This window comes from Enterococcus haemoperoxidus ATCC BAA-382 (assembly GCF_000407165.1).
Classification (GTDB): domain Bacteria; phylum Bacillota; class Bacilli; order Lactobacillales; family Enterococcaceae; genus Enterococcus_L; species Enterococcus_L haemoperoxidus.
The window spans coordinates 1,359,027-1,384,351 of record NZ_KE136479.1 but is presented as its reverse complement, the minus strand read 5'-3'; the positions used below and the strand labels follow the sequence as shown (position 1 = coordinate 1,384,351).

At 35.9% G+C, this 25,325-nt stretch carries 22 protein-coding genes and 1 other annotated feature; of the genes, 19 read left to right on the top strand and 3 right to left on the bottom strand.

The window, feature by feature from the left end:
• Positions 1-7 precede the first annotated feature (7 nt).
• On the bottom strand, positions 8-727 hold the full coding sequence (locus tag I583_RS06480) for an alpha/beta fold hydrolase (protein ID WP_010761310.1): 720 nt from the start codon (positions 725-727) through the stop codon (positions 8-10).
• A gap of 176 nt (positions 728-903) precedes the next feature.
• Here I583_RS06480 and I583_RS06475 point away from each other — a divergent pair, with 176 nt between their 5' ends.
• The 12 genes from I583_RS06475 to I583_RS06420 all read left to right on the top strand — a co-directional run bounded on the left by I583_RS06475 (position 904) and on the right by I583_RS06420 (position 15,007).
• Positions 904-1,521, top strand: a complete 618-nt coding sequence (locus I583_RS06475; protein WP_010761311.1) for a lysozyme family protein — start codon at positions 904-906, stop codon at positions 1,519-1,521.
• 142 nt (positions 1,522-1,663) lie between these two features.
• Entirely contained in the window at positions 1,664-4,000 is a 2,337-nt protein-coding gene (locus I583_RS06470; protein ID WP_010761312.1) for a cation-translocating P-type ATPase, read from the top strand.
• 39 nt (positions 4,001-4,039) lie between these two features.
• Positions 4,040-4,273 carry a hypothetical protein gene (locus I583_RS06465; RefSeq protein WP_010761313.1) on the top strand — a complete coding sequence of 78 codons (234 nt, stop codon included), beginning with the start codon at positions 4,040-4,042 and terminating at the stop codon, positions 4,271-4,273.
• Positions 4,274-4,325: 52 nt separating this feature from the next.
• Positions 4,326-5,213, top strand: coding sequence for an SPFH domain-containing protein (locus I583_RS06460; RefSeq protein ID WP_010761314.1), 888 nt, complete (start codon positions 4,326-4,328; stop codon positions 5,211-5,213).
• 296 nt (positions 5,214-5,509) lie between these two features.
• Positions 5,510-7,420: a DNA primase gene (gene dnaG / locus I583_RS06455; RefSeq protein ID WP_010761315.1), complete on the top strand. Its 1,911-nt coding sequence runs from the start codon at positions 5,510-5,512 to the stop codon at positions 7,418-7,420.
• A 72-nt stretch (positions 7,421-7,492) separates the two neighbouring features.
• The gene (gene rpoD / locus I583_RS06450; RefSeq protein WP_010761316.1) at positions 7,493-8,599 is read left to right on the top strand and encodes an RNA polymerase sigma factor RpoD; all 1,107 of its coding nucleotides are present in this window, start codon (positions 7,493-7,495) and stop codon (positions 8,597-8,599) included.
• A gap of 157 nt (positions 8,600-8,756) precedes the next feature.
• Positions 8,757-10,736 carry a cell division site-positioning protein MapZ family protein gene (locus tag I583_RS06445; RefSeq protein WP_010761317.1) on the top strand — a complete coding sequence of 660 codons (1,980 nt, stop codon included), beginning with the start codon at positions 8,757-8,759 and terminating at the stop codon, positions 10,734-10,736.
• A 262-nt stretch (positions 10,737-10,998) separates the two neighbouring features.
• Positions 10,999-11,703 (top strand): AzlC family ABC transporter permease, encoded by a 705-nt coding sequence (locus I583_RS06440; protein ID WP_010761318.1) that lies wholly within the window; start codon positions 10,999-11,001, stop codon positions 11,701-11,703.
• On the top strand, positions 11,696-12,022 hold the full coding sequence (locus I583_RS06435; RefSeq protein ID WP_010761319.1) for an AzlD domain-containing protein: 327 nt from the start codon (positions 11,696-11,698) through the stop codon (positions 12,020-12,022). The genes I583_RS06440 and I583_RS06435 overlap by 8 nt, the downstream gene beginning before the upstream one ends.
• Before the next feature lie 20 nt (positions 12,023-12,042).
• Positions 12,043-12,912: a CvfB family protein gene (locus I583_RS06430; protein ID WP_010761320.1), complete on the top strand. Its 870-nt coding sequence runs from the start codon at positions 12,043-12,045 to the stop codon at positions 12,910-12,912.
• 123 nt (positions 12,913-13,035) lie between these two features.
• Positions 13,036-13,533, top strand: a complete 498-nt coding sequence (gene fur / locus I583_RS06425) for a ferric iron uptake transcriptional regulator (RefSeq protein WP_010761321.1) — start codon at positions 13,036-13,038, stop codon at positions 13,531-13,533.
• A gap of 117 nt (positions 13,534-13,650) precedes the next feature.
• Positions 13,651-13,893: a binding site (T-box leader), on the top strand.
• Positions 13,894-13,978: 85 nt separating this feature from the next.
• Positions 13,979-15,007: a 3-deoxy-7-phosphoheptulonate synthase gene (locus I583_RS06420; RefSeq protein WP_010761322.1), complete on the top strand. Its 1,029-nt coding sequence runs from the start codon at positions 13,979-13,981 to the stop codon at positions 15,005-15,007.
• Positions 15,008-15,084: 77 nt separating this feature from the next.
• On the opposite strand, the gene gap is transcribed toward I583_RS06420, so the two are convergent.
• Complete coding sequence (gene gap / locus I583_RS06415) at positions 15,085-16,095, bottom strand: type I glyceraldehyde-3-phosphate dehydrogenase (protein ID WP_010761323.1); 1,011 nt, start codon at positions 16,093-16,095, stop codon at positions 15,085-15,087.
• 212 nt (positions 16,096-16,307) lie between these two features.
• Between gap and I583_RS06410 the strand changes: the two genes are divergently transcribed.
• Both I583_RS06410 and obgE read left to right on the top strand, forming a co-directional pair.
• Positions 16,308-17,297 carry a DUF4003 family protein gene (locus tag I583_RS06410; RefSeq protein WP_010761324.1) on the top strand — a complete coding sequence of 330 codons (990 nt, stop codon included), beginning with the start codon at positions 16,308-16,310 and terminating at the stop codon, positions 17,295-17,297.
• A gap of 201 nt (positions 17,298-17,498) precedes the next feature.
• The gene (obgE, locus tag I583_RS06405) at positions 17,499-18,812 is read left to right on the top strand and encodes a GTPase ObgE (protein ID WP_010761325.1); all 1,314 of its coding nucleotides are present in this window, start codon (positions 17,499-17,501) and stop codon (positions 18,810-18,812) included.
• A 71-nt stretch (positions 18,813-18,883) separates the two neighbouring features.
• On the opposite strand, the gene I583_RS06400 is transcribed toward obgE, so the two are convergent.
• Positions 18,884-19,324, bottom strand: a complete 441-nt coding sequence (locus I583_RS06400) for an Lrp/AsnC family transcriptional regulator (protein WP_010761326.1) — start codon at positions 19,322-19,324, stop codon at positions 18,884-18,886.
• A gap of 558 nt (positions 19,325-19,882) precedes the next feature.
• Between I583_RS06400 and kynU the strand changes: the two genes are divergently transcribed.
• The 5 genes from kynU to I583_RS06375 all read left to right on the top strand — a co-directional run bounded on the left by kynU (position 19,883) and on the right by I583_RS06375 (position 25,265).
• Positions 19,883-21,154: a kynureninase gene (gene kynU / locus I583_RS06395; RefSeq protein WP_010761328.1), complete on the top strand. Its 1,272-nt coding sequence runs from the start codon at positions 19,883-19,885 to the stop codon at positions 21,152-21,154.
• Between the two features lie 189 nt (positions 21,155-21,343).
• On the top strand, positions 21,344-22,072 hold the full coding sequence (locus I583_RS06390; RefSeq protein WP_010761330.1) for a polyphosphate polymerase domain-containing protein: 729 nt from the start codon (positions 21,344-21,346) through the stop codon (positions 22,070-22,072).
• A complete protein-coding gene (locus I583_RS06385) occupies positions 22,062-22,739 on the top strand; it encodes a DUF4956 domain-containing protein (protein ID WP_010761331.1) in 678 nt (225 codons plus the stop codon). Before I583_RS06390 ends, I583_RS06385 begins: the two co-directional genes overlap by 11 nt.
• 9 nt (positions 22,740-22,748) lie before the next feature.
• Positions 22,749-24,623, top strand: coding sequence for a carbohydrate-binding domain-containing protein (locus I583_RS06380; RefSeq protein WP_010761332.1), 1,875 nt, complete (start codon positions 22,749-22,751; stop codon positions 24,621-24,623).
• A 69-nt stretch (positions 24,624-24,692) separates the two neighbouring features.
• Positions 24,693-25,265: a hypothetical protein gene (locus I583_RS06375; RefSeq protein WP_010761333.1), complete on the top strand. Its 573-nt coding sequence runs from the start codon at positions 24,693-24,695 to the stop codon at positions 25,263-25,265.
• Positions 25,266-25,325: the final 60 nt, after the last annotated feature.

Below are 25,325 nucleotides of genomic sequence, written 5' to 3'. Positions count from 1 at the left end.
TTAGCACCTACTTTTCTTGTAAAAATGTTAAGATTTCTTTATTAAATGTTTTGGGATCTTTTTTTGCAAAAGAATGTCCGTGTTTTGGAACTAAAATAAAGGATGCATGCGGGATTTCTTTTGCTAGATAAATTGAATGAGCTCGTCTGATGATATCATACTTACCAACAATTACTAAAGTCTTAGCAGATAATGTTTGAAGATCAGATTTAGACACGCCAATGTCATGTGTCATTAAACGAACAACGAGTAGTTGACGTTTTGCTTTCTTATTAAATAAGGAAAGAAACTTCAAAAAGGTGTACTCTATTGTAGTAAAAATTCTTATAGGCAAACTGACTCCTTGCACCTCAGTGTTTCCAGCATTCAATACTAAACGATGAATCATATTGGGGTATTTTTTAGCAAAAACCATTGCCAAATTAGCACCATCACTAAAACCTACAATATCTGCTTGTTTAATCTGTTCTTGTTCCATGAGTGAGTACAAATCTTCTGCCATTTGCTCAAAAGTGAGTGAGTTACTATTGTTTGTCGAACGAGCATGCCCTCGGCTGTCTACAGTAAAGACTTTGAAGTAGCGGCTAAATTCTGGTACTTGTTTTTCAAAATATTTTCCGCTTCCGCCATTACCATGAAGCAGGAATAAAGGGAAGCCTTTACCTGATATTTCGTAATAAATCAAGCTTTTATCCTTGGTCAATAGTAGTTTTTTTTGTTTTTCCATATCTCGTTACCACCTATCTTTCATAGTATATCGGTTTTCACTTAGATTTAAAACTGAAATGGGCAAAGAAAATTCCAAATTTTTCTTAAAGAATAATAAAGAATCCGCCTTTTTTTAGATTTTTTTTGAATAATAAAGTATGATGAAATCTACTCACAAAAAGTTTGGATGATAAGATGGGCAAATTGATGAAAATTGTAAAAAAAATACTGCTCTTATTTTTTCTATTGCTGATTATCGGGTTAGGATATTTTGGGTTTAAAATTCGCCAAAATGTGCAGCAAGTGATGACCTACGAAGCTGAGGTAGAACAGGCAGTCAAAGAAAATAATATTCCTGAATATAAAAATTTAGTTTTAGCTATTATTTACACTGAATCAAAAGGGCGTTCAGAAGACTTGATGCAAAGCAGTGAAAGTGCATATGGTAAAAGACAAATGATTGGTACAACTAAAGAAAGTATCGACACAGGAGTTGCTTTTTTGGCACAATCAATCGCGCAAGCCGATGAAGCTGGGTGTGATATTTGGACAGCTGTTCAAGCATATAATTTTGGATTAGATTATATTGCGTTTGTAAAAGAACGGGGCGGAAATAATTCGATTCACCTTGCAGAAGAATATTCAAAAGAAGTCTTGTCACCGTTACTAGGCAATACAGACCAAAAAACATATCGTTATTATCGACCACAAGCATTGATCTACAATGGGGGCTTTTTGTATAATAATGGTGGAAATATGTTTTATGCTGATCTAGTTAAGATGAACGAGCAATTTATTAAGTGGTTGAACTAATTAAATACCAAAGTAATTGGTCCTTGAGAATATCGTCTGTTAAATAGTACGAATTCTTGAGGATTTTCTTGAACTTCTTTCTATTAACAAGTAAACTAAAGAAGATGTATTTTTAACGAGGAGAAAGTAGGGAACTGAATCCATGACAAATAAGTTTGACCTAAAACAGGGATTAACTCAATTAGAGGTAGAGGAACGAAAAAAACAAGGGTTACAAAATGATTATGAGGAAAATGTTGCTAAATCTACGAAAGACATCATTTACGACAACGTAATGACATTGTTTAACTTTTTAAACTTTGGGATCGCGCTATGTTTATTTTTTGTTGGAGCTTATTCCAATTTAGCGTTTTTAGCAATTATATTAGTGAATATGGGTATGGGAATCTATCAAGAAATCCATGCAAGAAATTTAGTGCAAAAATTATCAATTGTAGCAAAAGAAAGCGTCCATGTTATTCGTGATGGTAAACAGATAGAAATCGATACAAAAGAATTAGTCATAGATGATATCGTGGTGATTTCCGCTGGAGAACAAGTTCCGTCTGATATGGAAGTTTTAGATGGGAAAGCAGAAGCTAATGAAGCGCTATTAACTGGTGAATCTGATTTGATTGAGAAAACAGAAGGCGCTATTTTATTATCGGGTAGCTTTCTGGCAAGTGGTCAAGTTTACGGAAAAGTTATTCATGTTGGAGCGGATAATTATGCAGTTAAAATCACTGCAGAAGCCAAAGTGCATAAACCAATTCAATCTGAATTAGTCAATTCGATTCGTAAAGTATCGAAATTCACGAGTTTAGTAATCATTCCTTTGGGGATCATTTTGTTTGTAGAAGGGTTCTTAATTCGTAACTCTGGTTTAGAAGCGTCAGTGGTCGCATCTGCAGCGGCATTACTTGGAATGTTGCCAAAGGGCTTGGTTCTTTTGATCAGCATCACGTTAACTACAGGAGTCGTAAAATTAGCTAAAAAACGAATTCTTGTTCAAGATATGTACTCAATCGAAACTTTAGCGCATGTCGATACACTTTGTTTAGATAAGACGGGTACAATCACTGAAGGGAAAATGAAAGTTCAAAAAGTAGAAATTTTACATACCAACTATCATGAGAATTTTCCTCAAATCATCGGTAGCTATCTAGCAGAAAGTACAGATAATAATATTACAATGCAAGCTATTCGTGATCATTTCGAATTGTCTAACCGTTATGGTGCAGTTAAATCATTGCCATTTTCTTCTGAAAGAAAGTGGGGAGCAATCGAGTTTACAGAACTAGGAACGGTATATCTTGGTGCTCCTGAGAAATTAGTTACAGCAGATCGCTTACCGAAAGAAGTGATTGAAGCACAAGAAAACGGCTATCGTGTATTAATGTTAGCCATTTCCGAAAATGCTCCACTGAATGAAGAAAAGATGCCGTATTTAGAACCTTTGGCTGTATTAGAAATCGATGATCCGATTCGTCAAAATGCTAATGAAACATTAGCTTATTTACGTGAAGAGGGAATCGATTTAAAAGTTATTTCTGGTGATAATCCGGTTACTGTTTCTAATATTGCGCGTCGTGCTGGATTATTTGGTTATGAATCTTATGTTGACTTATCGAAAATGGAAACAGAAGCTGAAGTGCGCAAAGCAGTCCATGAATTCACTGTGTTTGGTCGTGTATCACCTCAGCAAAAACGTACGATCGTTCGAGAATTGAAAGATAATGATCATGTTGTTGCCATGACAGGTGACGGTGTGAATGATGTTTTAGCATTAAGAGAAGCTGACTGTAGTATAGCCATGGCTGAAGGTGATGGGGCGACAAGACAGATTTCTAATTTAGTATTATTGGATTCTGATTTCACAACATTACCCGATGTTTTATTTGAAGGTAGACGTGTTGTTAATAATGTAACAAAAGTTGCGAGTGTCTTCTTTATAAAAACGATTTATTCATTTATTTTATCAATGATTTGTGTATTTACTACTATTGCATTTCCATTTATACCGATCCAAATCACATTGATTGATTTAGCAATTGAAGGATATCCAGCATTCTTCTTGTCATTTGAAAGTGATAAACGAAAAGTACGAGGTAAATTCTTACCGACGGCATTAAGAAATGCATCTGTTAATGCAGTTTTAGTAGTGTTAAATATTGTTGCTGTATATTTGATGGGCCAAAACCAAGGCTTCACTCAAATGGAAACAACGACGTTGATGTATTACTTATTGATTGGTATTAGCTGTATGGCAGTTGTTCGCGCATGTTTGCCATTTAATCCACTTAGAATTTTCTTGGCTGTTACAACCGTGGGAGGGATTTATGTCGCTGCAATGCTGTTCCATAGTATCTTAGAAGTAGGATTTTTAAATCAGCAGACATTACCTATTTTTGCAGTAATGATGCTTATTAATATTACTGTTCGAATCATAGTTGGACTTTTCCAAATGAAACGATCTGGTACAACAATCAAAGATCTTTAAAAATGGAGTAAAAAAGTGTGGAAATAAGGAGGGGTATATATGAGTGGTGAGTATCAAATGCGCAAAACGATTGGAAAGTGTTTTCGGTCATCGACAGATAATTTTAATGGAATCATTCGGATATACGGTAGTCCATATATGTATCGTGTAATCAACGGTATCCCGGAGAAAGGGGCGATGTTAGAAGTCGTAGATTTCTCCAGTACCGAATTATTTGTAACTGTAAACAACTACTTATTCGAAAGTGATGTGAATTATATTGATAATCCTTAATATTCTAATTTTTATCATTGTTCTTGTTTTAGTTTTACTTCTAATTTCAAAAATGGTGATTATTGTCCAGCAAGGTGAAGTGAAAATTGTTGAAAGTTTTGGTAAATATGTTAAAACAATCGATCCAGGGCTTCATTTTCTGATACCTGTATTGTATAAAGTAAGGGGTCGAGTATCTTTAAAGCAAACACCTCTAGAAATTGAGTCTCAAAGTGTGATTACGCGCGATAACGTAATTGTAGAAGTAGATGAAGCAATTAAATATCATGTAACAGATGTTCGAGCTTTTGTTTATGACAATGAAGATTCTGTGACGTCAATGATTCAAGATTGCCAATCAAATCTACGTGGTATTATCGGAAAAATGGATTTGAATGAAGTGCTTAATGGAACCGAAGAAATCAATGTAAGTCTATTTGAAAGTGTAAAAGATATTACTGCTGGTTACGGATTATCAATTGATCGAATCAATATTGGCGAAATTTCTGTATCAGATGAAATTGTAAACTCGATGAACAAACTGATTACAGCTAGTCGTGATAAAGAATCGACGATTACGATTTCAGAAGGTAGAAAACAATCAATCATCTTAGATTCAGAAGCGAATGCATCACAAATGCAAATCGATGCTGAAGCGAGAGCGAAACAAACGAAAATCGATGCAGAGGCGCGTGCAGAAAGAACCAAGATCGATGCTGATGCTGAAGCAGAAAGAATTCGTATAACAACAGAAGCGGAGAGACAACGTATCTTAGCTTTGAATCAAGCAATCAAAGACAGTGATTTAAATGAACAAACTTTAGCTTATTTAGGGATAGAAGCATTTAAGCAAGTTGTTAGAAGCGATACAAACACAGTGATCTTACCCAGCAACATGACTGAACTAGGGAATATTCCTGTTGTTAAAGAATTGTGGAATGCACAAGATACTAAAGATTAATACTAAGCATGATGTGGAGTGATCCAAGTCATTGACGAAAAAAACAGATACGCTATTATCTGTTTTTTTCGTTTCTTTAAAGATAATTCTAGTTAACTATATATATATTATGTAAACAATGAGTTTCAGAATTTCACAGTTATGAAAATAAAGGTGCAATTTACTTGAAAATTATGTTTAGTATGATACAATAAAACATGTGTAATTGTGTCTTTTGAAAGTCGCGCTGAAGATTTCAGTGCTTTTTTACTGACTATCGCATAAATTAGCTTTTGCTATTTTTGGAGGTGAGAACAGTGGCACAAAGAATTCCTCAAGAAGTTATCGAGGAAGTAAGACAACGTACGAATATCGTTGATGTCGTTGGACAATATGTTCAATTGAAAAAATCCGGTAAGAATTATATGGGTTTATGTCCGTTTCATGAAGAACGTTCCCCTTCATTTTCAGTAGCAGAAGATAAACAAATTTTTCATTGTTTTGGCTGCGGAAAAGGTGGAACTGTTTTTAATTTTCTGCAGGAAATAGAAGGGATCAATTTCCCAGAATCCGTAAGAAGAGTGGCTGAATTAGAGCAAATACCCGTCAATATCGACTGGGTCAATACAACGGAGTCAGACTCAACGGAAAATCTGCAAACTCGTAAGTTGATCGAACTGCATAAAAAAGCAGCTGATTTATATCATCATGTTTTGATGAATACGCAAATTGGTGAACCAGCGTTGAATTATTTATTAGAACGCGGGCTGACAAAAGAACTCATCGAAACCTTTAAAATCGGATTCGCTCCTCAAAAACGTGACTTTTTAAGTCAAGTATTCCAAAATGAAGAAGTAGCTGAGGATTTATCCAAGGAGTCTGGATTGTTTATTCAAAGAGACAACGGTGAGTTTTTAGATCGTTTTTACCAGCGTGTTATGTTTCCAATCAATGATGATCGTGGCAACGTGATTGCTTTTTCAGGAAGATTACTTAAAACAGAAGATTTTCCGGGTGATGATATGCCCAAGTACTTAAATAGTCCAGAAACAGTCTTGTTTAATAAAAGAGATACATTATTTAACTTTGACAAAGCTCGTAAAGAGATTCGCAAAGAAAATACTGTGTTTTTATTTGAAGGATTTATGGATGTTATTGCAGCTTGGCAAGCAGGTATTACCAGCGGTGTCGCCTCTATGGGAACTAGTTTGACTAACGAGCAGATTCGTAAACTTGAACGAGTAGCTAAAGAACTTGTAGTTTGCTACGATGGCGATACCGCCGGAGTAGAAGCGACAAATCGTGCTATTTCTTTATTAAGTGAGCACAGTCGTTTTCAATTAAGTATCGTTAGTATTCCAGAAAAACTGGATCCAGATGAGTATTTAAGAAAATACGGCAACGAGTCATTTCGTGAGTTAGCATTGCATGGTCGAGAGACTGTTTTTAGCTTTAAAATGCAGTATCATCGTTTGACTAGGAATATGAACAACGAAAAAGAACAATTGGATTATGTGAATGATCTGCTGCAAGAATTGATATTAGTACAGTCGCCATTAGAGCGAGATCGCTATTTGAATCAATTAGCGCAAGAATTTCAGCTATCCTTTCATTCTTTAGAAGAGCAGTTGAAGCAACTTGAAACGCAACAACGTTCTACTAAGAGAAGAGAACGGCAACAACAAGTAACACCGCCACCTCAAGCTTATGAGATCGACGACATGCTGGAACCGCCAGAAATGTTTGAAGAAGTAGTTGTTACTCCGTCGGTTCAAAATAAACTACCATTAACACAAGTAGAAAAAGCAGAGCGCACGTTGTTGTATCGTTTAATGAATGAACAAAGCGTCAGAAATCAACTGATTCAGCTAACAGACTTTAGTTTTGCTCATGACCAATATCAAGAACTTTATTTGTTGTTAGATAGTTATATGAGTATTCATTCTGACTTTCTACTAGCTGATTTTATTGATTATCTAAAAGATGAAACAATCAAAAAATTAGCGATTGATATTTCTTTGCAGACCATTTCAGAAGAAAGTTCTGATCGTGAAATTGCAGATGTCATAAGAGTGATTGGAAATTCCACCTTGGAAGATCAGATCAAGGAAAAGCAACTGCAAAAAAAAGAAGCAGAACGTCTTGGAAATAAGCCTTTAGTTGATGAATTAGCAATCGAAGTCATAAGCTTAGTAAAACAATTGCAAAAAAGTCGTACAGCGTCCTAAAAGTTTTAGGCGATGTAGTTGACTATTATTTATATATTTAGCCGAATGGAAAAATGAAGGGGGCCTTCTTTCATGGAAAAAGAAACAGAAAAAAAATATGCAGCTGCAGTGGCAGCCTTTATCAAAGAGAGCAAACCAAAAGGTACTGTTCTTTATGATGATCTAACAAACAAATTAGCAACGCCATTTACATTGAATGCAGATGAAATGGAGAAGTTGATCCAAAAAGTTGAAGACGCTGGAATCAGTGTTGTTGATGAAAATGGTGATCCAAGTGAACATAGTCTTAAAAAAGACGCAAAAGTTGCTGAAAAAGCCCAAATGGAAGATTTATCTGCCCCGACTGGTGTTAAAATCAACGATCCTGTTCGTATGTATCTTAAAGAAATCGGACGTGTTCAATTATTAACAGCAGCAGAAGAAGTAGAATTGGCTTTAAAAATCGAAGAAGGCGATCAAGAAGCAAAACAACGTTTAGCTGAAGCTAACTTACGTTTGGTTGTTTCAATTGCAAAACGTTATGTAGGACGTGGTATGCAATTCCTTGATTTGATCCAAGAAGGAAATATGGGTCTAATGAAAGCTGTAGAAAAATTTGATTACCGTAAAGGATTCAAATTTTCAACTTATGCTACTTGGTGGATTCGTCAAGCAATCACTCGCGCGATCGCTGACCAAGCTAGAACAATTCGGATTCCTGTGCATATGGTGGAAACAATCAATAAATTGATTCGTATTCAACGTCAATTGCTGCAAGACTTAGGTCGGGAACCAACGCCTGAAGAAATCGGTGCAGAAATGGACTTGCCGACCGAAAAAGTGCGTGAAATATTGAAAATTGCGCAAGAGCCAGTTTCGTTGGAAACACCAATTGGTGAAGAAGATGATTCTCACCTTGGGGACTTTATTGAAGATCAAGATGCAACAAGTCCTGCTGAACATGCAGCATATGAGTTGTTGAAAGAACAATTAGAAGATGTACTTGATACATTAACTGACCGTGAAGAAAATGTTTTACGTTTACGTTTTGGTCTAGATGATGGACGTACAAGAACATTGGAAGAAGTTGGGAAAGTATTTGGTGTAACCCGCGAACGTATTCGTCAAATCGAAGCGAAAGCACTACGCAAATTACGCCATCCTTCTCGTTCTAAACAATTAAAAGACTTTCTAGAATAAGAAGTTTTTCTTAAAAATTTGAACAGCTCTTTTCGATTTCTTTCGGAAAGGGCTGTTTTTAACAATCGTAACAAAAAAGTTAGAGAGTACATATTGGAAGAAACGTGATTTTATGGTAGATTAGATTTACGAATGTGTAGAATGTGAGGCGGAATGAATGACGAAACAATGTCCGAATTGCGGAACAGAAATAGACAATAAAGAAGACCTATGCCCGAAATGTGGTTATTCTTTCAAAACGAATCAGAAAAAAGCAATCAAAGAGTCAGATAATGCTACCTCTAACGAAAAAGCAGACGATACTTCTAGTTTTTTGAATAAAGAGCAAAATGAAAATATTGAATGGTCTGAATTGAAGGATATGAGTATTGGACATGTAATGACGATGTTCAATGAACAACAATCAGACGAAAAATCACCTGAATCAACAGAAGAAGTTCAGGAAGAATCATCCGAAAAAGCACAGATAATTAAAGAGATAGAAACGCCAGTTGAAAAAGAGGTTATCTCGTTAGAAAACGGATCAGACGAACTTTTGAATACGGCGGCTTTAGATCAATACATCAATGAACATAAAAATGACAAACCAATGATTGATGACCTATCTGAATCAGAAGATCATGAAGAAACTGATAAAAAAACAGAGGCAGATCAACCTGACTCTTCTAATGAGCAATCAAAGACGAAAGATAAAGGACAAGATGACGTGAAATCCAACGAATCAGATCATAAATCAACAGAATCAAATAAAGAATTGCCGCAAGATAAAAAGAACCAATCGCAAGAAGAAATTACAAAATTCACTAAACCAGAAGAACAAATAGAAGATTCAAAGCCAATTGGTCCTAAAGCTTTACCGACCAACACATCTGAGATTCCATCAAAGAGTAAAAAACCAGAAGAAATTGAAATGGATGCAGCACCTATTTTCTTTAAAGATGCTGAAGAAGCCAAGACTGGTAAAAATCAATTTGAAAAACCGACAGATGAAAAAACAGTTGCAAACGAAACAAAAAATGATTTGCCGATTACAGCATCAAGTAAAAACTATAAAAAAATGTCGATTATTTTAGCAGCAGTTGTCGTACTTGCTGGTGGCTCTTGGTTAGCCTATAATCAGACTCAAAAGAAAGATACAATTGGTGGAGAAGTCTCACAAAAACAAGAAAAATTAGCAACTCAAACAGAGAAAGAGTTAAAGAGTTATTTTACAGATGACAAACAACTATTCCTTAAACCAGAGATGGTGAGCGTTAGTCCAAAAGCAATCAAAGAAAATTTAGATACGCTTAAAGATGAACCGAATTACAAGGAGCTTGATGCTCTTTATAAAAAAGTTATAGAAAAACAAACTGCAATCACAAAAACAAATGAATTATTTGCTCAACCAATTATTGATGGCAGCAAATTAAAAGATGTCGCAATCAAAGCTGACAAAAAAGTCGACCTTGCCAAACGTGAAGAAAAAGATGACTTTGATAAATTACTTAATCAAGCAACCGATCAAGCTGTAAGTCAGTACGATCAATTACAAAAGGCTAAAGCAGCAGTTGATGTATTTTATAAAAATAATGAATTGACAGATGCTTTAACAAGAGAAAACTATACTGCGGCAAAAACAGAAGTAGATAAAGTAAAAAGTGATACACTACGTAAACCGCTGAATGAAGCATTAGTTAAAGCTGATAAATCATTGACAGATACTGAAGCCTTGAATGCGCCACAGCAACAAGTCCCAGTAGATCAAACGCCAGCTCAAACAAATGAAACACCTACGTCTGACTACCAAGGAAATAATACACAAACAACAAATGGCGTACAACCGGATTCAAATACTTTTTCAGCACCGAATGCTCAAGGTGTCTATACAGATCCTGTATATTCAGTCAATCCAACTGATGTTAGTGATATGAGTAATCCAGCTTGGAGCTGGGCACCAGGAATTCAGGAAAAAGTAATCGCAACTTGTATTGAACGTGGCTATATCACAGCTGGCGGCTATTCTTTACAACCGGCAAGGATTATTAACGGTGAGGGGTATTACAATCTATATGGCTCAGACAACCAGTATTTAGTCACAATTAATGCGAAAACTGGGTGGTTTAAAGGAAATGCTTCAAGAAATGCTGGAAGATAGCGAATAATCTTTTCAGAAGATGAAGATAGGTGTGAAACAAAAGTAAAAATTACTTTTGTTTCACACCTTAATTACCAATAAACGTTGGTATCAGAGATAACTTTTTTGGACACAGGCTAAAACCTACAAAAATTTGAAGATGGATCTTCGTGGTTTACTGCTTATTTCTACAGCCAAAGACTTCTATTCATCTTCGTTTCTCTTCTCATGTTTACTCAAGAAAAAATATCAATGACGATTGATTTATCGCAAGGAGAACTGTATGGAAAAAAAAGAATATCTCACATTTAGAGAAGGGGTCAATGCTTGCATACCAACTATTTTAGGTTATTTAGGAATTGGTATCGCTGCAGGTGTAGTGGGTAAAAATGTCGGTCTATCAATTGCGGAAATAGCATTGATGTCGATTTTGATTTATGCTGGTGGAGCACAATTTATTATTTGTGGTATGTTAGCGATCCATTCGCCAATTTCTGCCATTATATTTACGACATTTTTAGTTAATTTACGCCACTTTTTAATGAGTATGTCTGTGGCAACTTATTTTAAAAAAGAGCCTCTAATCACTAGTATTGGAATCGGAACACTTTTAACAGATGAATCTTATGGTGTCCTTATGACGGTTTTAAATAATGACTACCGAGTTAGTTCTGCTTGGACTCATGGTTTAAATATAACGGCTTATTTAGCTTGGATTCTTTCAACAATTTTAGGTGGTCTGCTTGGTACCTGGATTCCAGATCCCTATCTGTTAGGATTAGATTTTGCTTTGGTAGCAATGTTTGCAGGATTATTTATTTTACAAGTAGATGGACCTATCAAGAAATATACGAAAGAAACCTTGATCGTTTTAGCGGCTGTTTGTGTCTCTTTGTACTTTTTTATGGGCTTTTTTTCGTCAGAACTTTCTGTTTTATTCGCTACGCTTTTAGGTTGTACAGTTGGGATGGTGAATCACCATGAGTAGTAATTATGTATTATTGACTATTCTAGGGTGTTCCTTAGTCACTTGGATTCCTAGAATTTTTCCTTTTTTAATTTCAAAACGAGTAGATTTTCCAGCATGGTTTCTAAGGTTTTTATCCTATATTCCAATTTGTATCTTGACGGCACTCTTATTTCAGAGTATTTTAGATGTTCAGGCAACAGGCTTTCCTAAAGTAAAAACGTTAGAAGCGTTAAGTTGTATTCCTACTTTACTTGTTGCTATTCGTACCAAAGATTTAATGAAAACAGTGGTAGTAGGAATCGTTACGATTGCATTATTACGTATTTTTTTAGGCTAAGCGCCAGAAGGAGAAAATTTATGAACGAATTATTAGCACAAATTTTTACAGCATTAGTGATCGATGAAAACGAAAGTCATTATTTTTTACAAAAAAATGGCATCACTTTGCGTTTATCTAAAGAAGAAGGTAGCCACGAAATTGGCGAAGCTGTAGAAGGCTTTGGTTATATGAATCAAAAACAAGAACCTGAGATGACGACGCTCATCCCAACAGCTCGAATAGGTCAATACGCATTCGGAACAGTGACAGGTACAAGACGTGATTTAGGCGCTTTTGTGGACATTGGTTTAAAAGATAAGGATGTGGTCGTATCTTTAGATGAACTGCCTGTAATGCGTGAATTATGGCCTAAAAAAGGCGATCAGTTGATGGTTGCTTTGAAAGTTGACAACAAAGAACGGATTTGGGGCGAATTAGCAGATGAGAAAATTTTTAAAGCTATGGCTAAACCTGGAACAGAAGAGCTAAAAAATGAAAACATTAGTGGCATCGTTTACCGTTTGAAAATGATTGGGTCATTTGTTTTGACTGATGATTTTTATATTGCATTTATCCATCCTTCAGAACGTTACCAGGAGCCTCGCTTAGGCGAAAGAGTGAATGGTCGTGTGATTGGCGTACGTCCAGACGGCACACTAAATATTTCTTTAAAACCACGTGGTTATGAAGCAATCAGTGATGATGCGGCAATGATTTTGACCTTTTTAGAACGGTCAGCTGATCATAAAATTCCATTCACTGACAAATCTAATCCAGAAGAAATCAAGCAAACTTTCGGTATAAGTAAAGCCCAATTTAAGCGTGCAATAGGTAATCTGCTGAAGCAGGGCAAAATCACTCAAGAAACAGGATTTACCATTTTAAAAGAAGAACAACAAGAAAAATAATTGTTTTTTCATTCTAATTGAGAATCACTTGCAAATATTTTGGAGTTATTTTATACTTATTATAATTTGTTACTACAATGTATAGTTCTAGATTAAAATAATTATAAATAAGGGGCTGCATTTATGGATTCTACTGCTGCTTTAAAAAAAACAAAACAACAATTGCACGAATCTGGCTTTAAACTGACGCCTCAACGAGAAGCGACCGTTTTGGTATTATTAGAAAATGAGAAAGATCACTTATCTGCGGAAGAAATTTACTTTTTAGTAAAACAAAAAAGCCCAGAGATTGGTTTAGCAACGGTTTATCGTACTTTAGAAATTTTAACTGACTTAAAAGTCGTAGATAAGGTAAGTTTTAATGACGGATTGGCTCGTTATGACTTACGTAAAGAGGGAGCTAAGCACTTCCATCATCATCTTTTATGTTTAGAATGTGGCAATATCGAAGAAGTTGAAGAGGATTTACTAGGTGAAGTAGAGCAAGTGATCGAACAGCGCTATCATTTTATGGTGAAAGATCATCGGTTAACATTTCATGGTATTTGCCAAGAGTGTCAGCAAAAAAAGAAAAATCAGCCTACAGAAGAGGTTAGTTCTGGATTTTCCAGTTCGAACTAAGTAAATTAGATTTGTTGAGGATTGTGACCCTTAGAATGATGTCCCATCCTCAACCTTTTTCTTTTTGAAAAAGATTGACAATTCTGAAAGAATCTCTTACAATGACTTCAATAAACAATAAAAGTTTTGACAAGAACTAGTAAGATCATACAGGTGTACAGAAAGTAGCCGGTTGTTGAGAGGCGCATAAACCTAATGTATCTGAATTCCTCTTTGAACTTCACACCGAACTGAGTAGGCTGTGACGGTTACGCGCACCCGTTATTGTGCCAAGGTATAATTTTGTACCTGACAAGTCAATGAGTGTAAACTGATTGAAAACAAAGGTGGTAACACGGATCATTCGGTCTCGTCCTTTTCAGCAATGAAGAGGATGAGGCTTTTTTTATATTACTAGAATCTATTTTTATTGTTTGATTATAAAATAATGAAGGGAAGTTATTGTATGAGCTTTAAAGCGCTAAGCCAACCAATCGATTTTGAACAAGTCAAATCCTTATCTAAATTAACGCCAGAACAAGAGCACTTAAAAAACGTTCGTGATCAAGAATTGAAAGAAATTATTGAAGGAAAAAGTGACAAGATTCTTTTAGTGATCGGCCCGTGTTCTGCTCATAATGAAGAAGCTGTAATGGAGTATGTTACTCGTTTAGCTAAACTACAAGAAAAAGTCCAAGATAAAATTTTTATGGTTCCCCGAGTTTATACTAATAAACCTAGAACGAATGGCGACGGCTATAAAGGGTTATTACATCAGCAAAATCCAGAAGGAAAAAGTAATTTAATCAAAGGCATTACGGCGGTTCGTAGTTTGCACAATCGGGTTATCAGTGAAACGGGTCTAACGACAGCAGATGAAATGCTTTATCCTGAAAATCTAGAATTTGTGCAAGATTTAGTTAGTTATATTGCAGTAGGTGCGCGTTCTGTGGAAGACCAACAGCATCGTTTCGTTGCCAGTGGAATTGATCAACCAACAGGAATGAAAAATCCAACTAGTGGCAATTTAAACGTATTGTTCAATTCACTGTATGCAGCACAGCAAAAACAAGAATTTATTTTTAACGGACTTGAAGTTGAATCTAGTTCTAATCCTTTGGCCCATGTTGTATTAAGAGGTGGTTTGAATGAATATGGGGAGAATATCCCGAATTATCACTATGAAGAGTTGCTGAAAGTGGTAGCTTTTTATAAAGCTGGCAACTATAAAAATCCGTTTATTGTCATTGATACGAATCATGACAATTCAGGGAAACAATACAAAGAACAAATCAGGATCGTCAAAGAAACCTTATTTAATCGCTCGTGGAATCATGATATGAAGAAATGGGTACGTGGTTTTATGATTGAAAGTTTTCTTGAAAGTGGTCGTCAAGAAGCAGATGGAAAAATTTTTGGGCAATCTATTACTGATCCATGTTTAGGTTGGGATGAGACTGAAGAATTAGTGGACTATATTGCGAAACATGTTTGATTGATTAAAATAAACCTCCTAGAGAATATAGAATTATTTCTAGGAGGTTTATTTATTTAATCTAGCAAAAATAGTGTTTATAAATTAGCAAATTTTTCCAATAAACGAATCATTTGGCAAGTAAAACCATATTCATTATCATACCAAGCGACGGTTTTAACCAACTGGAAATCGCCAGCAGTTGTTACTTCCGTTTGGGTTGGGTCAAAAATAGAACCTTCTGTTGTTCCAATAACATCACCAGATACGATTTCACGATCGTCATAGCCAAATGAAGGGTTGTCGATTGTATGTTTCTTGATTGCTTCATTCACTTGATCAGCTGTTACTTTTGTTCTTAAAATAGAGACTAACTCTGTTAAAGAGCCATCGACGACAGGAACGCGTTGCGCATGTCCTTGAAGTTTTCCATTTAATTCTGGAATAACTAACCCAATTGCTTTGGCAGCACCCGTTGAATGTGGGATAGTATTGTCAGCAGCTGAACGAGCAGCTCGTAAGTTGCCACCTTTCACGGGCCCATCTAATAACATTTGAGTGGATGTATAAGCATGAACTGTTGTCATCGTACCAACTTCAATACCAAACTCGTTATTTAAGAAATAAGCCATAGGTGCTAAACAGTTTGTTGTACAAGAACCAGCAGAGATGATTTTATCTTCTGAGGTCAATGTGTCATCATTAACATTATAAACAATTGTCTTCATGTCACCAGCTGGTGCGGAAATTACGACACGTTTTGCCCCTGCATTTAAATGGGCTTGTGCTTTTTCTTTTGACGTATAAAAACCAGTACATTCTAAAACGATATCGACGCCATTTTCTTCTACCCATTTCAACTTGCTGGCATCAGCTTCTGCATAGACTTTTGTTTTTTCACCATCCACTACGATTGAGTCATCTGTTGCAGTAACTTTTCCAGGATAAGTCCCATGAGTCGAATCGAATTGAAGTAATTGAGCTAACATTGTCGGACTTGTCAAATCATTGATTGCAACAACTTCAATATCATCGGAAACTTCTTTGATGCGGCGGAATGCAAGACGACCAATTCGTCCAAAACCATTAATTCCTACTTTTACTGTCATACTAAATTTCCTCCTTAAAATTAAATGCTTAATGAACTGGTATAGCTTAAACCAAAAATAGATTCCAGTGACAAAAAACATAGCGTTAGACAACGATAAAATAGCAGTGCGTATTTAAAAAAATACTGACTTACGCTATACTAATAGCATGAACGCATTTCAGATTTTTGTCAAAAATCTTGTCTTTTAATGAAGTAAAGGAGTTGGGGAAAATGAATAGAAGTCAGGTTGTTGCGTCACTTCAAATGAATTACCAAGCAATCAAAGAAGGGAAAGGAAAATGGTTTGATAAGCGAGTAGCTTACACGATTGCACGATCATTTGTAGACAAAGAACGTCATTTCTCAGATACTGATTTTCGTCGTATGGAAGAAATACTTCAAGGAGAATTAAAAATGTTTAATGTATTAGTTCAACCTGTTAGGGGTATTTTATTAGGGATGTTATTAGCAAATGGGAAATCAAAAGAGTTAGCTATTCATACATTGCTTACTGATTATCAACGTTTGCGTGATGTTGGTTTTCGCGCCTCTTCTTACTCTTATTTTTCAGCATACTTACTTCAATTTACTGAAACAGCTGAAAAAGAATTTGTTGTACGTAGAGGACAAAGTATTTTTGAGGAAATAAAGACACATCATTATTTTCTTACTGGTGCCGAAGATGGTTCAATCGCAATTGCTTTAGCTCAGCAAGAACAATTAGAGTCGTTGACGACTAAACAAGTTGGTGATTTAGCGGAAGAGTACTATCAAGCATTGAATGAGTGCGGCTTTCACAAATCAAATCAACTTCAATTTGCAGCAGCAACTGCTGCTATGTTAACTGGCGAGTTCTCTATTGAACTGGTTGAAGAAGTCAAAAATGTCATAGATGAATTGAAGCAATTGGGACTTCGTTTTAGACCAGAATTTTATAATAGTATCATTACACTTGGTTTTTTAGCTACTTTGAAAAAAGTCGATTTTCGAGTTTTACAAGAGTACTTAGAGTTGCTTGATGAAAAAACAAATTTACGTTTCTATAAAGACTTCCGTTATTCTTTAGCTTTAGGTTTATTGATTCATGAAGAAATGAGTATTTTATCTAATGATAATTTGAACATCTCTGCATTGACAATCACCATGATGATGGCACAAGAAGCCAGTGCAGCAGCTGCGGCTATTGCTGTCTCAGTAGCAGCCTCTAATTCTAGTTCATAAAAACGAATTTGGCTAGACAAATTCTGGTTTAACCTTTACAATAAGAAAGGCTTTCAAACAGAAAATGTTATTGAAAAGCGAATGATACAAACAATTAGATTTGTAAAAAATGTAAAACCTGAAGAAGTGGGGAGATAGGTTTCTTTCATTTTTGGATAAGAAATACTTTATCCCAACTTCTTTAAGATAGGAGGACAAAATATGTCCATGTTTTTAGATCAGGTAACAATCGATGTCAAAGCTGGTAAGGGTGGAGACGGAATGGTTGCCTTTCGTAGAGAAAAATATGTACCAGACGGCGGACCTGCCGGAGGTGACGGTGGTCAAGGCGGAGATGTGATTCTTGTGGTAGAAGAAGGATTACGTACTTTGATGGATTTCCGTTTTAATCGTCATTTTAAAGCACAACCTGGAGAAAATGGTATGAGCAAAGGCATGCACGGTCGTGGTTCAGAGAATACGTTTGTAAAAGTTCCGCCAGGTACAACCGTTCGTGATGCTGAGACCGGTACATTGATCGGAGATTTGATTGAAAACGGTCAAACACTGACTGTAGCCAAAGGTGGACGCGGTGGACGCGGGAATATTCGTTTCGCTTCTGCTAAAAATCCAGCTCCTGAAATCGCTGAAAATGGCGAACCCGGTCAAGAAAGAAAAATTGAATTAGAATTGAAAGTTTTAGCTGATGTTGGTTTAGTTGGTTTCCCATCTGTTGGAAAATCCACTTTACTATCTGTTATTTCGTCAGCTCGTCCTAAAATCGGTGCATATCACTTTACAACATTAGTTCCTAACCTTGGAATGGTGTCAACAAGTGACGGACGTAGTTTTGCTGCAGCTGATTTACCCGGATTGATTGAAGGGGCATCACAAGGTGTGGGACTTGGAACACAGTTTTTACGCCATATTGAACGGACAAGAGTCATTCTACATGTAATCGATATGAGTGGGATGGAAGGACGCGATCCTTATGAAGATTATCTAGCTATCAATAAAGAGCTAGCATCTCATAATATGCGTTTGATGGAACGTCCACAAATTATCGTCGCAAATAAAATGGATATGCCAGAAGCAGAAGAAAATTTGAAGAAATTCAAAGAAAAAATTGAGAAAGAGCGAACTGATGAATATGCAGATCATCTGCCGATTTTCCCAATATCCGGTGTTTCACGTAAAGGGATTGAACCTTTACTTAATGCTACGGCTGACTTAATCGATGTAACGCCGGAATTCCCATTATATGAGGAAGAAATCGTTGAAGATACCGTTCATTATGGTTTCCAACCAGAAGGACCAGAATTTACAATCGACCGCGATCCTGATGCAACATGGATTTTATCTGGAGATTCATTGGAGAAATTATTCCAAATGACCAACTTTGAACACGATGAAAGTGTGATGCGATTTGCACGTCAATTACGTGGTATGGGGATTGACGAAGCGTTGCGCGCGCGTGGAGCGAAAGATGGAGATATTGTCCGAATTGGTGAGTATGAGTTTGAATTTGTAGAATAAAAGAATAAGTATTAGGAGAGAGCTGATGAATTTCATCGGCTCTTTTTTATCGTGGATAAATAATGGTCTTGTTAATACTCTCTATCAAGATGCAATTGGTTTTCTACTGGACTTTCTAGAACAATCGAAGTTTTGACGTTAGCAAATTGCATCCATTTTGCTAACAACTCTTTCATTTCAGTTGTACTGGTCACAGTTGCTTTCACTAAATAATTAACATCACCGCTGACTATATGAACTTCATTTACATAAGGATTGTTTTTTAAAAGTATCAACGTTTTCTCAACAGGAATCGTTACTTGGCTCAGTTCAGTGAAAAAGGTAATGCTTTCTTCAATTTTTTGCATTGAAACTTGAATTGTAAATTTTGTGATAACACCTTGTTCAACGAGCTTATTGATTCGCTCCTTTACGCTGGGACGACTTAAATTGATTTTTTGAGACAATTCAACAATTGAAATCCGTGAATTTTCATGGAGAATCTGCAAGAGTTTGCGGTCAATGGTATCCAATGGTCTACCTCCTCTAAAGAGAGTTTTTAAGAAACATTTTGTATGCTTTATTATAGAGGAAAAAAACGGAGTTTGCCAGTTAATTCTAGACCTGTAAAGATTATCATGATTTCTGCTTTGAAAAGATACTCCAAATTGTTAAAAAAAAGGGCTTATTTTTACTAAAAAGTAAAGAAAGCGATTCTATTTTGTTCACATGTTCATATACAAAGATCTAGAACATTCGTTATGATTAACTTATCTTGAGATGACGAGAAGGCTTGCTAGCTAAATCCAGTGTTGCTTCAATCTAAAAAAGACAGACCCAAAAAGGAGCATTTTTTATGGGGAGAAACAGATGGGTAAAATTTTTACTGTTATATGCAAATGGAGTTGTCGTTTCTTTAAGTCAATTGAAACTGGTTCCAATTCAAAATGAACTTTCAAAAAAGCGATAGAGAACAAGTCGATTTGGCTATTATCACCTGCTCAAGGGTGTATGGCGTTTACTCAAGTAGGAAGTGCTTTGTTTTTAAAATATGCTTCGTTTAAAATAAAAAATTTGGAAGGTGACAAATAATGAAAAGAGTATTTCAGACAGATTTAGCGTTTGCAAAGGAAATGGATGAGAAAGATCCTCTTAAAAATATCAGAGATCGATTTTACGTTCAACCAGGGGAAATATACATGGATGGCAATTCACTAGGGCTGGCTTCAAAAGATGCTGAAAAAGCTTTATTAAATATGATGGATATCTGGAAAAAGGAAGGCATCAAATTATGGGACGGTTTGTTTCATTATGCTGGGAAATTAGGTGAACTGTCTGCTCCGTTGATCAATGCTTATCCAGACGAAGTCGTAATCACAGGAAGCACAACTATCAATATTCATCAATGCATCAGCACTTTGTATAAACCGACAAGGGAGCGATACAAAATCTTAGTGGATGATTTGAATTTCCCTACAGATCGCTACGCAATAGATAGTCAGGTTCGTTTAAAAGGGTATGATCCAACAGATGCTATAAAAGTTGTGAACAGTACAGATGGTCGCTTGATCGATGAAGCAGCTGTCATTGAAGCTATGACCGATGATGTAGCAATCATTCTATTACCAACTGTTTTATATCGTAGCTCGCAAATCCTGGATATGAAACGAGTAACGGAAGCAGCGCATCAACGAGGGATCCTGATTGGCTGGGATTTATGTCATGCCATTGGCGCAATACCAATGGATTTTAAAGATGTTGCTCCTGATTTTGCCATTTGGTGTACGTATAAATATTTATCAGCAGGTCCTGGGTCGATTGCTGGTCTTTATATGAATCGGAAACATTTCAACGAAACACCTGGCTTAGCTGGTTGGTGGGGCAATAAAGATGATACTCAATTTGAATTAAAACATGAATTTGAACATCAAAAAGATGCAAGCGGCTGGCAAATCGGTTCTCCAAGTTTCTTAGCGATGGCACCGTTAGAAGGGACATTGACTATCTTTAATGAAGTAGGAATGGACAAAATTCGTGCAAAATCATTATCGATTACTGCATTCTTAATGTATTTAATCGACGAAAAACTTGCTAAATATGGATATGCTGTGGGGAATCCCCGTGAAGATAGTAAACGAGGAGGTCACGTTTGTTTAGAACATGAAGAAGCGTACCGAATTTGCAAAGCTTTAAAAGAAGCCAATATTATTCCAGATTTCAGAGAACCAAATGTGATTCGTTTAGCGCCAATTGCTTTATATAATACCTATGAGGAAGTTTACACATTAGTTGAAACATTGGATGAAATTGCAAGCAATAAAAAGTATGAAAAATTCAGTAAACAACGGACATTAGTAGTTTAAAATAAATCTATAGGAAGATAAAACCCGTTTCAAGAGTATACAGGTTGCTGTAGTAAATATATAGATTTTTGAATCACCTCATCTTTGAGTAAGTACACTCTTAAAAGATGAGGTGATTTTTTCTTTTTATCTTTAAGTTTCATTTATGATTCCTTTTATATAATAAATTCAGTCAAAGGAGGAAATAAAATGGTTAAACTAAAAAATAGTTTTCAAAGAAAAGAAAAAAAATATGCATTGACTAATAAGATGTATCATCAATTAAGGAAAAAATTACAACCTTATATGGAAGAAGATGAATATGGATTACATACAATCATTTCTATTTATTTTGATACACAAGATTACGAGATGATTCGACATTCGCTAGGAAAGCCAATCTACAAAGAAAAATTCAGGATCAGAAGCTACGGCATTCCTCAAGAAGAGTCGACTGTTTTTCTTGAAATAAAAAAGAAGGTCAGTGGTGTCGTATATAAAAGAAGGGTAGCTTTATCTTATCAATCGGCGAAAAGGTATATCCAGAAGCCACATTCTTTTATGTTAAAAACGACAAAAGACCAGCAAATCAAACAGGAAATTGATTGGTTAGTCGCACGCAAAAGATTGGAACCTAAAGTGATGATTGCGTATGATCGGCGAGCATTATTTGACTCAGACAATGAAGATTTTCGGATTACTTTTGATTTTAACATCCGCTATCGAGAAGAACAATTATCCCATACGTTAGATGATCAAGGCGAAAGTGTCGCACCAGAAATTGATGTTTTGATGGAAGTGAAAGCATTAGGTGCTTATCCAATTTGGTTTTCAGAAATCTTAGCGGAACTTAATATTTACCCAGCATCATTTTCAAAATATGCTCAGACATATCAACGTTACTTATATTCCAAAGGAGATTTTCAGTATGTTATCTAGTTTATTAGTAGAAAGTTCAGTGGATTTGTCATTCAAACAACTTTTAGTTTGTATTGTTGCTTCAGTTTTATTAGGTCTTTTAGTCGCCTGTGTTCATATGTATAGAAATGTTTATAGTAAAAATTTTGTGATTACTTTAGCTGTTTTACCTGTCCTAGTTCAATTGGTGATTATGTTAGTTAATGGCAATTTAGGAACTGGTGTCGCTGTTTTAGGCGCGTTTAGCTTAATCAGGTTTCGTTCGGTAGCAGGCGGTGCTAGAGAAATTACCAGTATCTTTTGGTCGATGGGGATTGGTCTTGCTACAGGAATGGGCTATGTCAGTTATATTGCTTTGTTTTCTATGATTATTGCGCTGTTTTTACTACTTTTAAATACGATTCATTTTGGTGAAAAGCAAAAAGTTGCAGAACGGGAAGTGAAAATCACGATTCCAGAAGATTTAGATTATCCAGGATTATTTGATGATTTATTTCAGCAGTACACATACTCCGCCAATTTAGATTCAGTGAAAACGACCAATATGGGCAGTTTGTACGAACTACGTTATCGAATCACTCTAAAAGATAGTCAAATGGAAAAAGAACTAATGGATGCTATGCGAGTAAGAAATGGAAACTTAACAATTATTTTAGGGAAAGTTTCAACGAATAGAGAAGAATTGTAGGTGGATATAATGAAAAAAAAGAAATTTGGTGTCGCCGTTTTAACGATTTTACTCATTCTATTTACTGGATGTGCAAAACAAGCAACGAGTACAACTACAGCAACTTCGAAAAGTAAAGAACAAGTTGTTACGGTTCATGACGCACAAAAAACAGCTGAAAATAAATATGGCGCTTATGACGAAGAAGATTATGACGAAAGTTACGATGAAAAAACAGCGACAAAGATTGATTTAAACGACTCTGGAAGTAAAATAGATGGATCAGGTGCTTCTGAAAAAGATAATATATTATCGATCACGGCCGGCGGGACTTATATTGTTTCAGGAAATTACAAAGGCCAAATCAAAATCAGTGCGAATGAAGAAACCGTCCATTTGGTACTAAACAATGTCTCGATATCTAATGACTCATCTTCAGCGATCTACATTGAGCAAGCAAAAAAAGTGATCACGACTTTAGCAGAAGGTTCAAAAAATAACCTTTCAGATGGGAATGATTATACTTTTGCTTCTGCTGATGAAACTGAGCCAGATGCTACTTTCTTTAGTAAAGATGACCTAACAATCAATGGCCGTGGAACTTTAGTAGTTAACGGAAATTACAGTAATGGAATTCGCAGTAAAGATGATTTAGTTATCACCAATGGTACGCTTAATGTTACCGCTAAAAATAACGCAATCAAAGGCAAAGACTCAATATCAATTGCAAGTGGGACCTTCTCTTTAAAAACAACAGAAGGAGATGGAATTCAAGCCAATAATAGTACAGATGTAGATAAAGGCTGGATTGCGATAGATGGTGGAACATTCACAATTCAATCAGGTAAAGATGGGATACAAGCGGAAACAAATTTGTCTATTGCCAAATCTGATATAAAGATACAAACAGCAAATGGTTATGACGATCAATCAATTGATACAACTGCTAGTTACAAAGGATTGAAAGCTTCAGGGAATATTATTGTAGATGATGGAACAGTTGATTTAAACACAGCGGATGATGCAATACACTCAAATGCAGCAGTTACAATCAACAATGGTACTTTCACATTGGCAAGCGGTGATGATGGAATCCATGCAGATACTGATTTGCTGATCAATAATGGGAAGGTGACGGTTAATCATTCTTACGAAGGCTTAGAAGGCGCCACAGTGACAATCAATGATGGTGATATTTCTGTCAAGGCATCCGATGATGGCATTAATGCAGCAGGTGGTAGTTCTGGTGAAGAAGGACAAGAAGGACAATTCGGTGCTGACTCATTTGGTGAACCAGGAGCTGGACAACATGGAGACGCTGCAGATAGCACTAAATTCATAGAAATAAATGGCGGAACAACTTATGTAAATGCTGATGGGGATGGAATCGATAGCAACGGTGATATTCGAATGACTGCAGGTACACTAATCGTAAACGGCCCAACTGATAACGGGAATGCTGCACTTGATTATGATGGGACATTTACAATCGAAGGTGGTGTATTTGCTGCAAGTGGTAGTTCTGGGATGGCAATGAGCGCCAGTGAAACTTCCTCTCAAGCCGCGTTGAGTCTTTACTTTAACGATACTCAAAAATCAGGAACTTTAGTCAATTTGAAGAATGCAACAGGAGATAGCATCCTCTCATTTGCACCAGAAAAAGATTTTTCTCATATAGCGATTAGCTCACCAGATCTAAAAGTGGGTGAAACGATAACCTTATCTACAGGCGGTAAAGATTCTGGAACGATGAAAGATGGTTTATACAGCAATAGCAGTTATTCAAACGGAACAGAGCTGGCAAAAATTTCGATCAATGATATACTAACGTCCGTTGATCAATCTGGTGCAGAAGTTTCTGGTAATCAAATGGGCAGAGGAACTGGCGGTCAACCGCCAAGATAGTTGATTTTCATTGCTTTAATGACTAGTTTATTGATAGAATAAGGATATCAAATAGAACGAGGTGGTCGTATGTCTAAACGAGTTATTATTATGCATTTTGAAGTAGAAAGCCAAGCTTACCAAGCATTTTCAGAAATAAAAAAATTGTATGTTGAGAAAAAGATCAAAGGGGAACAAATGGCTGTAGTAACACATGTTAATGATGGTGTTCATCAATTTAAAATCGATGATTTCCTAGATTTTACAGGGAATAATCATACAGCAAAAAATAGTATGATCGGAATGCTGATCGGGATTTTAGGTGGTCCATTAGGTATTTTACTAGGTTGGTTTGCAGGAAGTTTATTTGGAGCTTCTCAAGATGCCAAAGAAATCCAAGGGGCTCAAACAGTCTTTGAACATGTAACAAAGCAAATCGGTGAAGGTGAGACCGGGTTGATCTTGATCGCTGAAGAAGATGACAATCGTCCATTAAACCAATTGATTATGCACGAATTAGGCGGAGAAATCACTCGTTTAGATTTTGAGGATGTGGAAAAAGAAATCACAGATGCCACAGCAGTAGAAAAAGAAACAAAGGATTCAGCAAAAAAATCTTGGCAAGATAAAAAACAAGAGTCAAATGAAAAAAGCGAAAATTAATCGCTCATCAACGATAAAATGACTAAATAAATAAGCTAGAAGACGTGACAAAGAAATTAT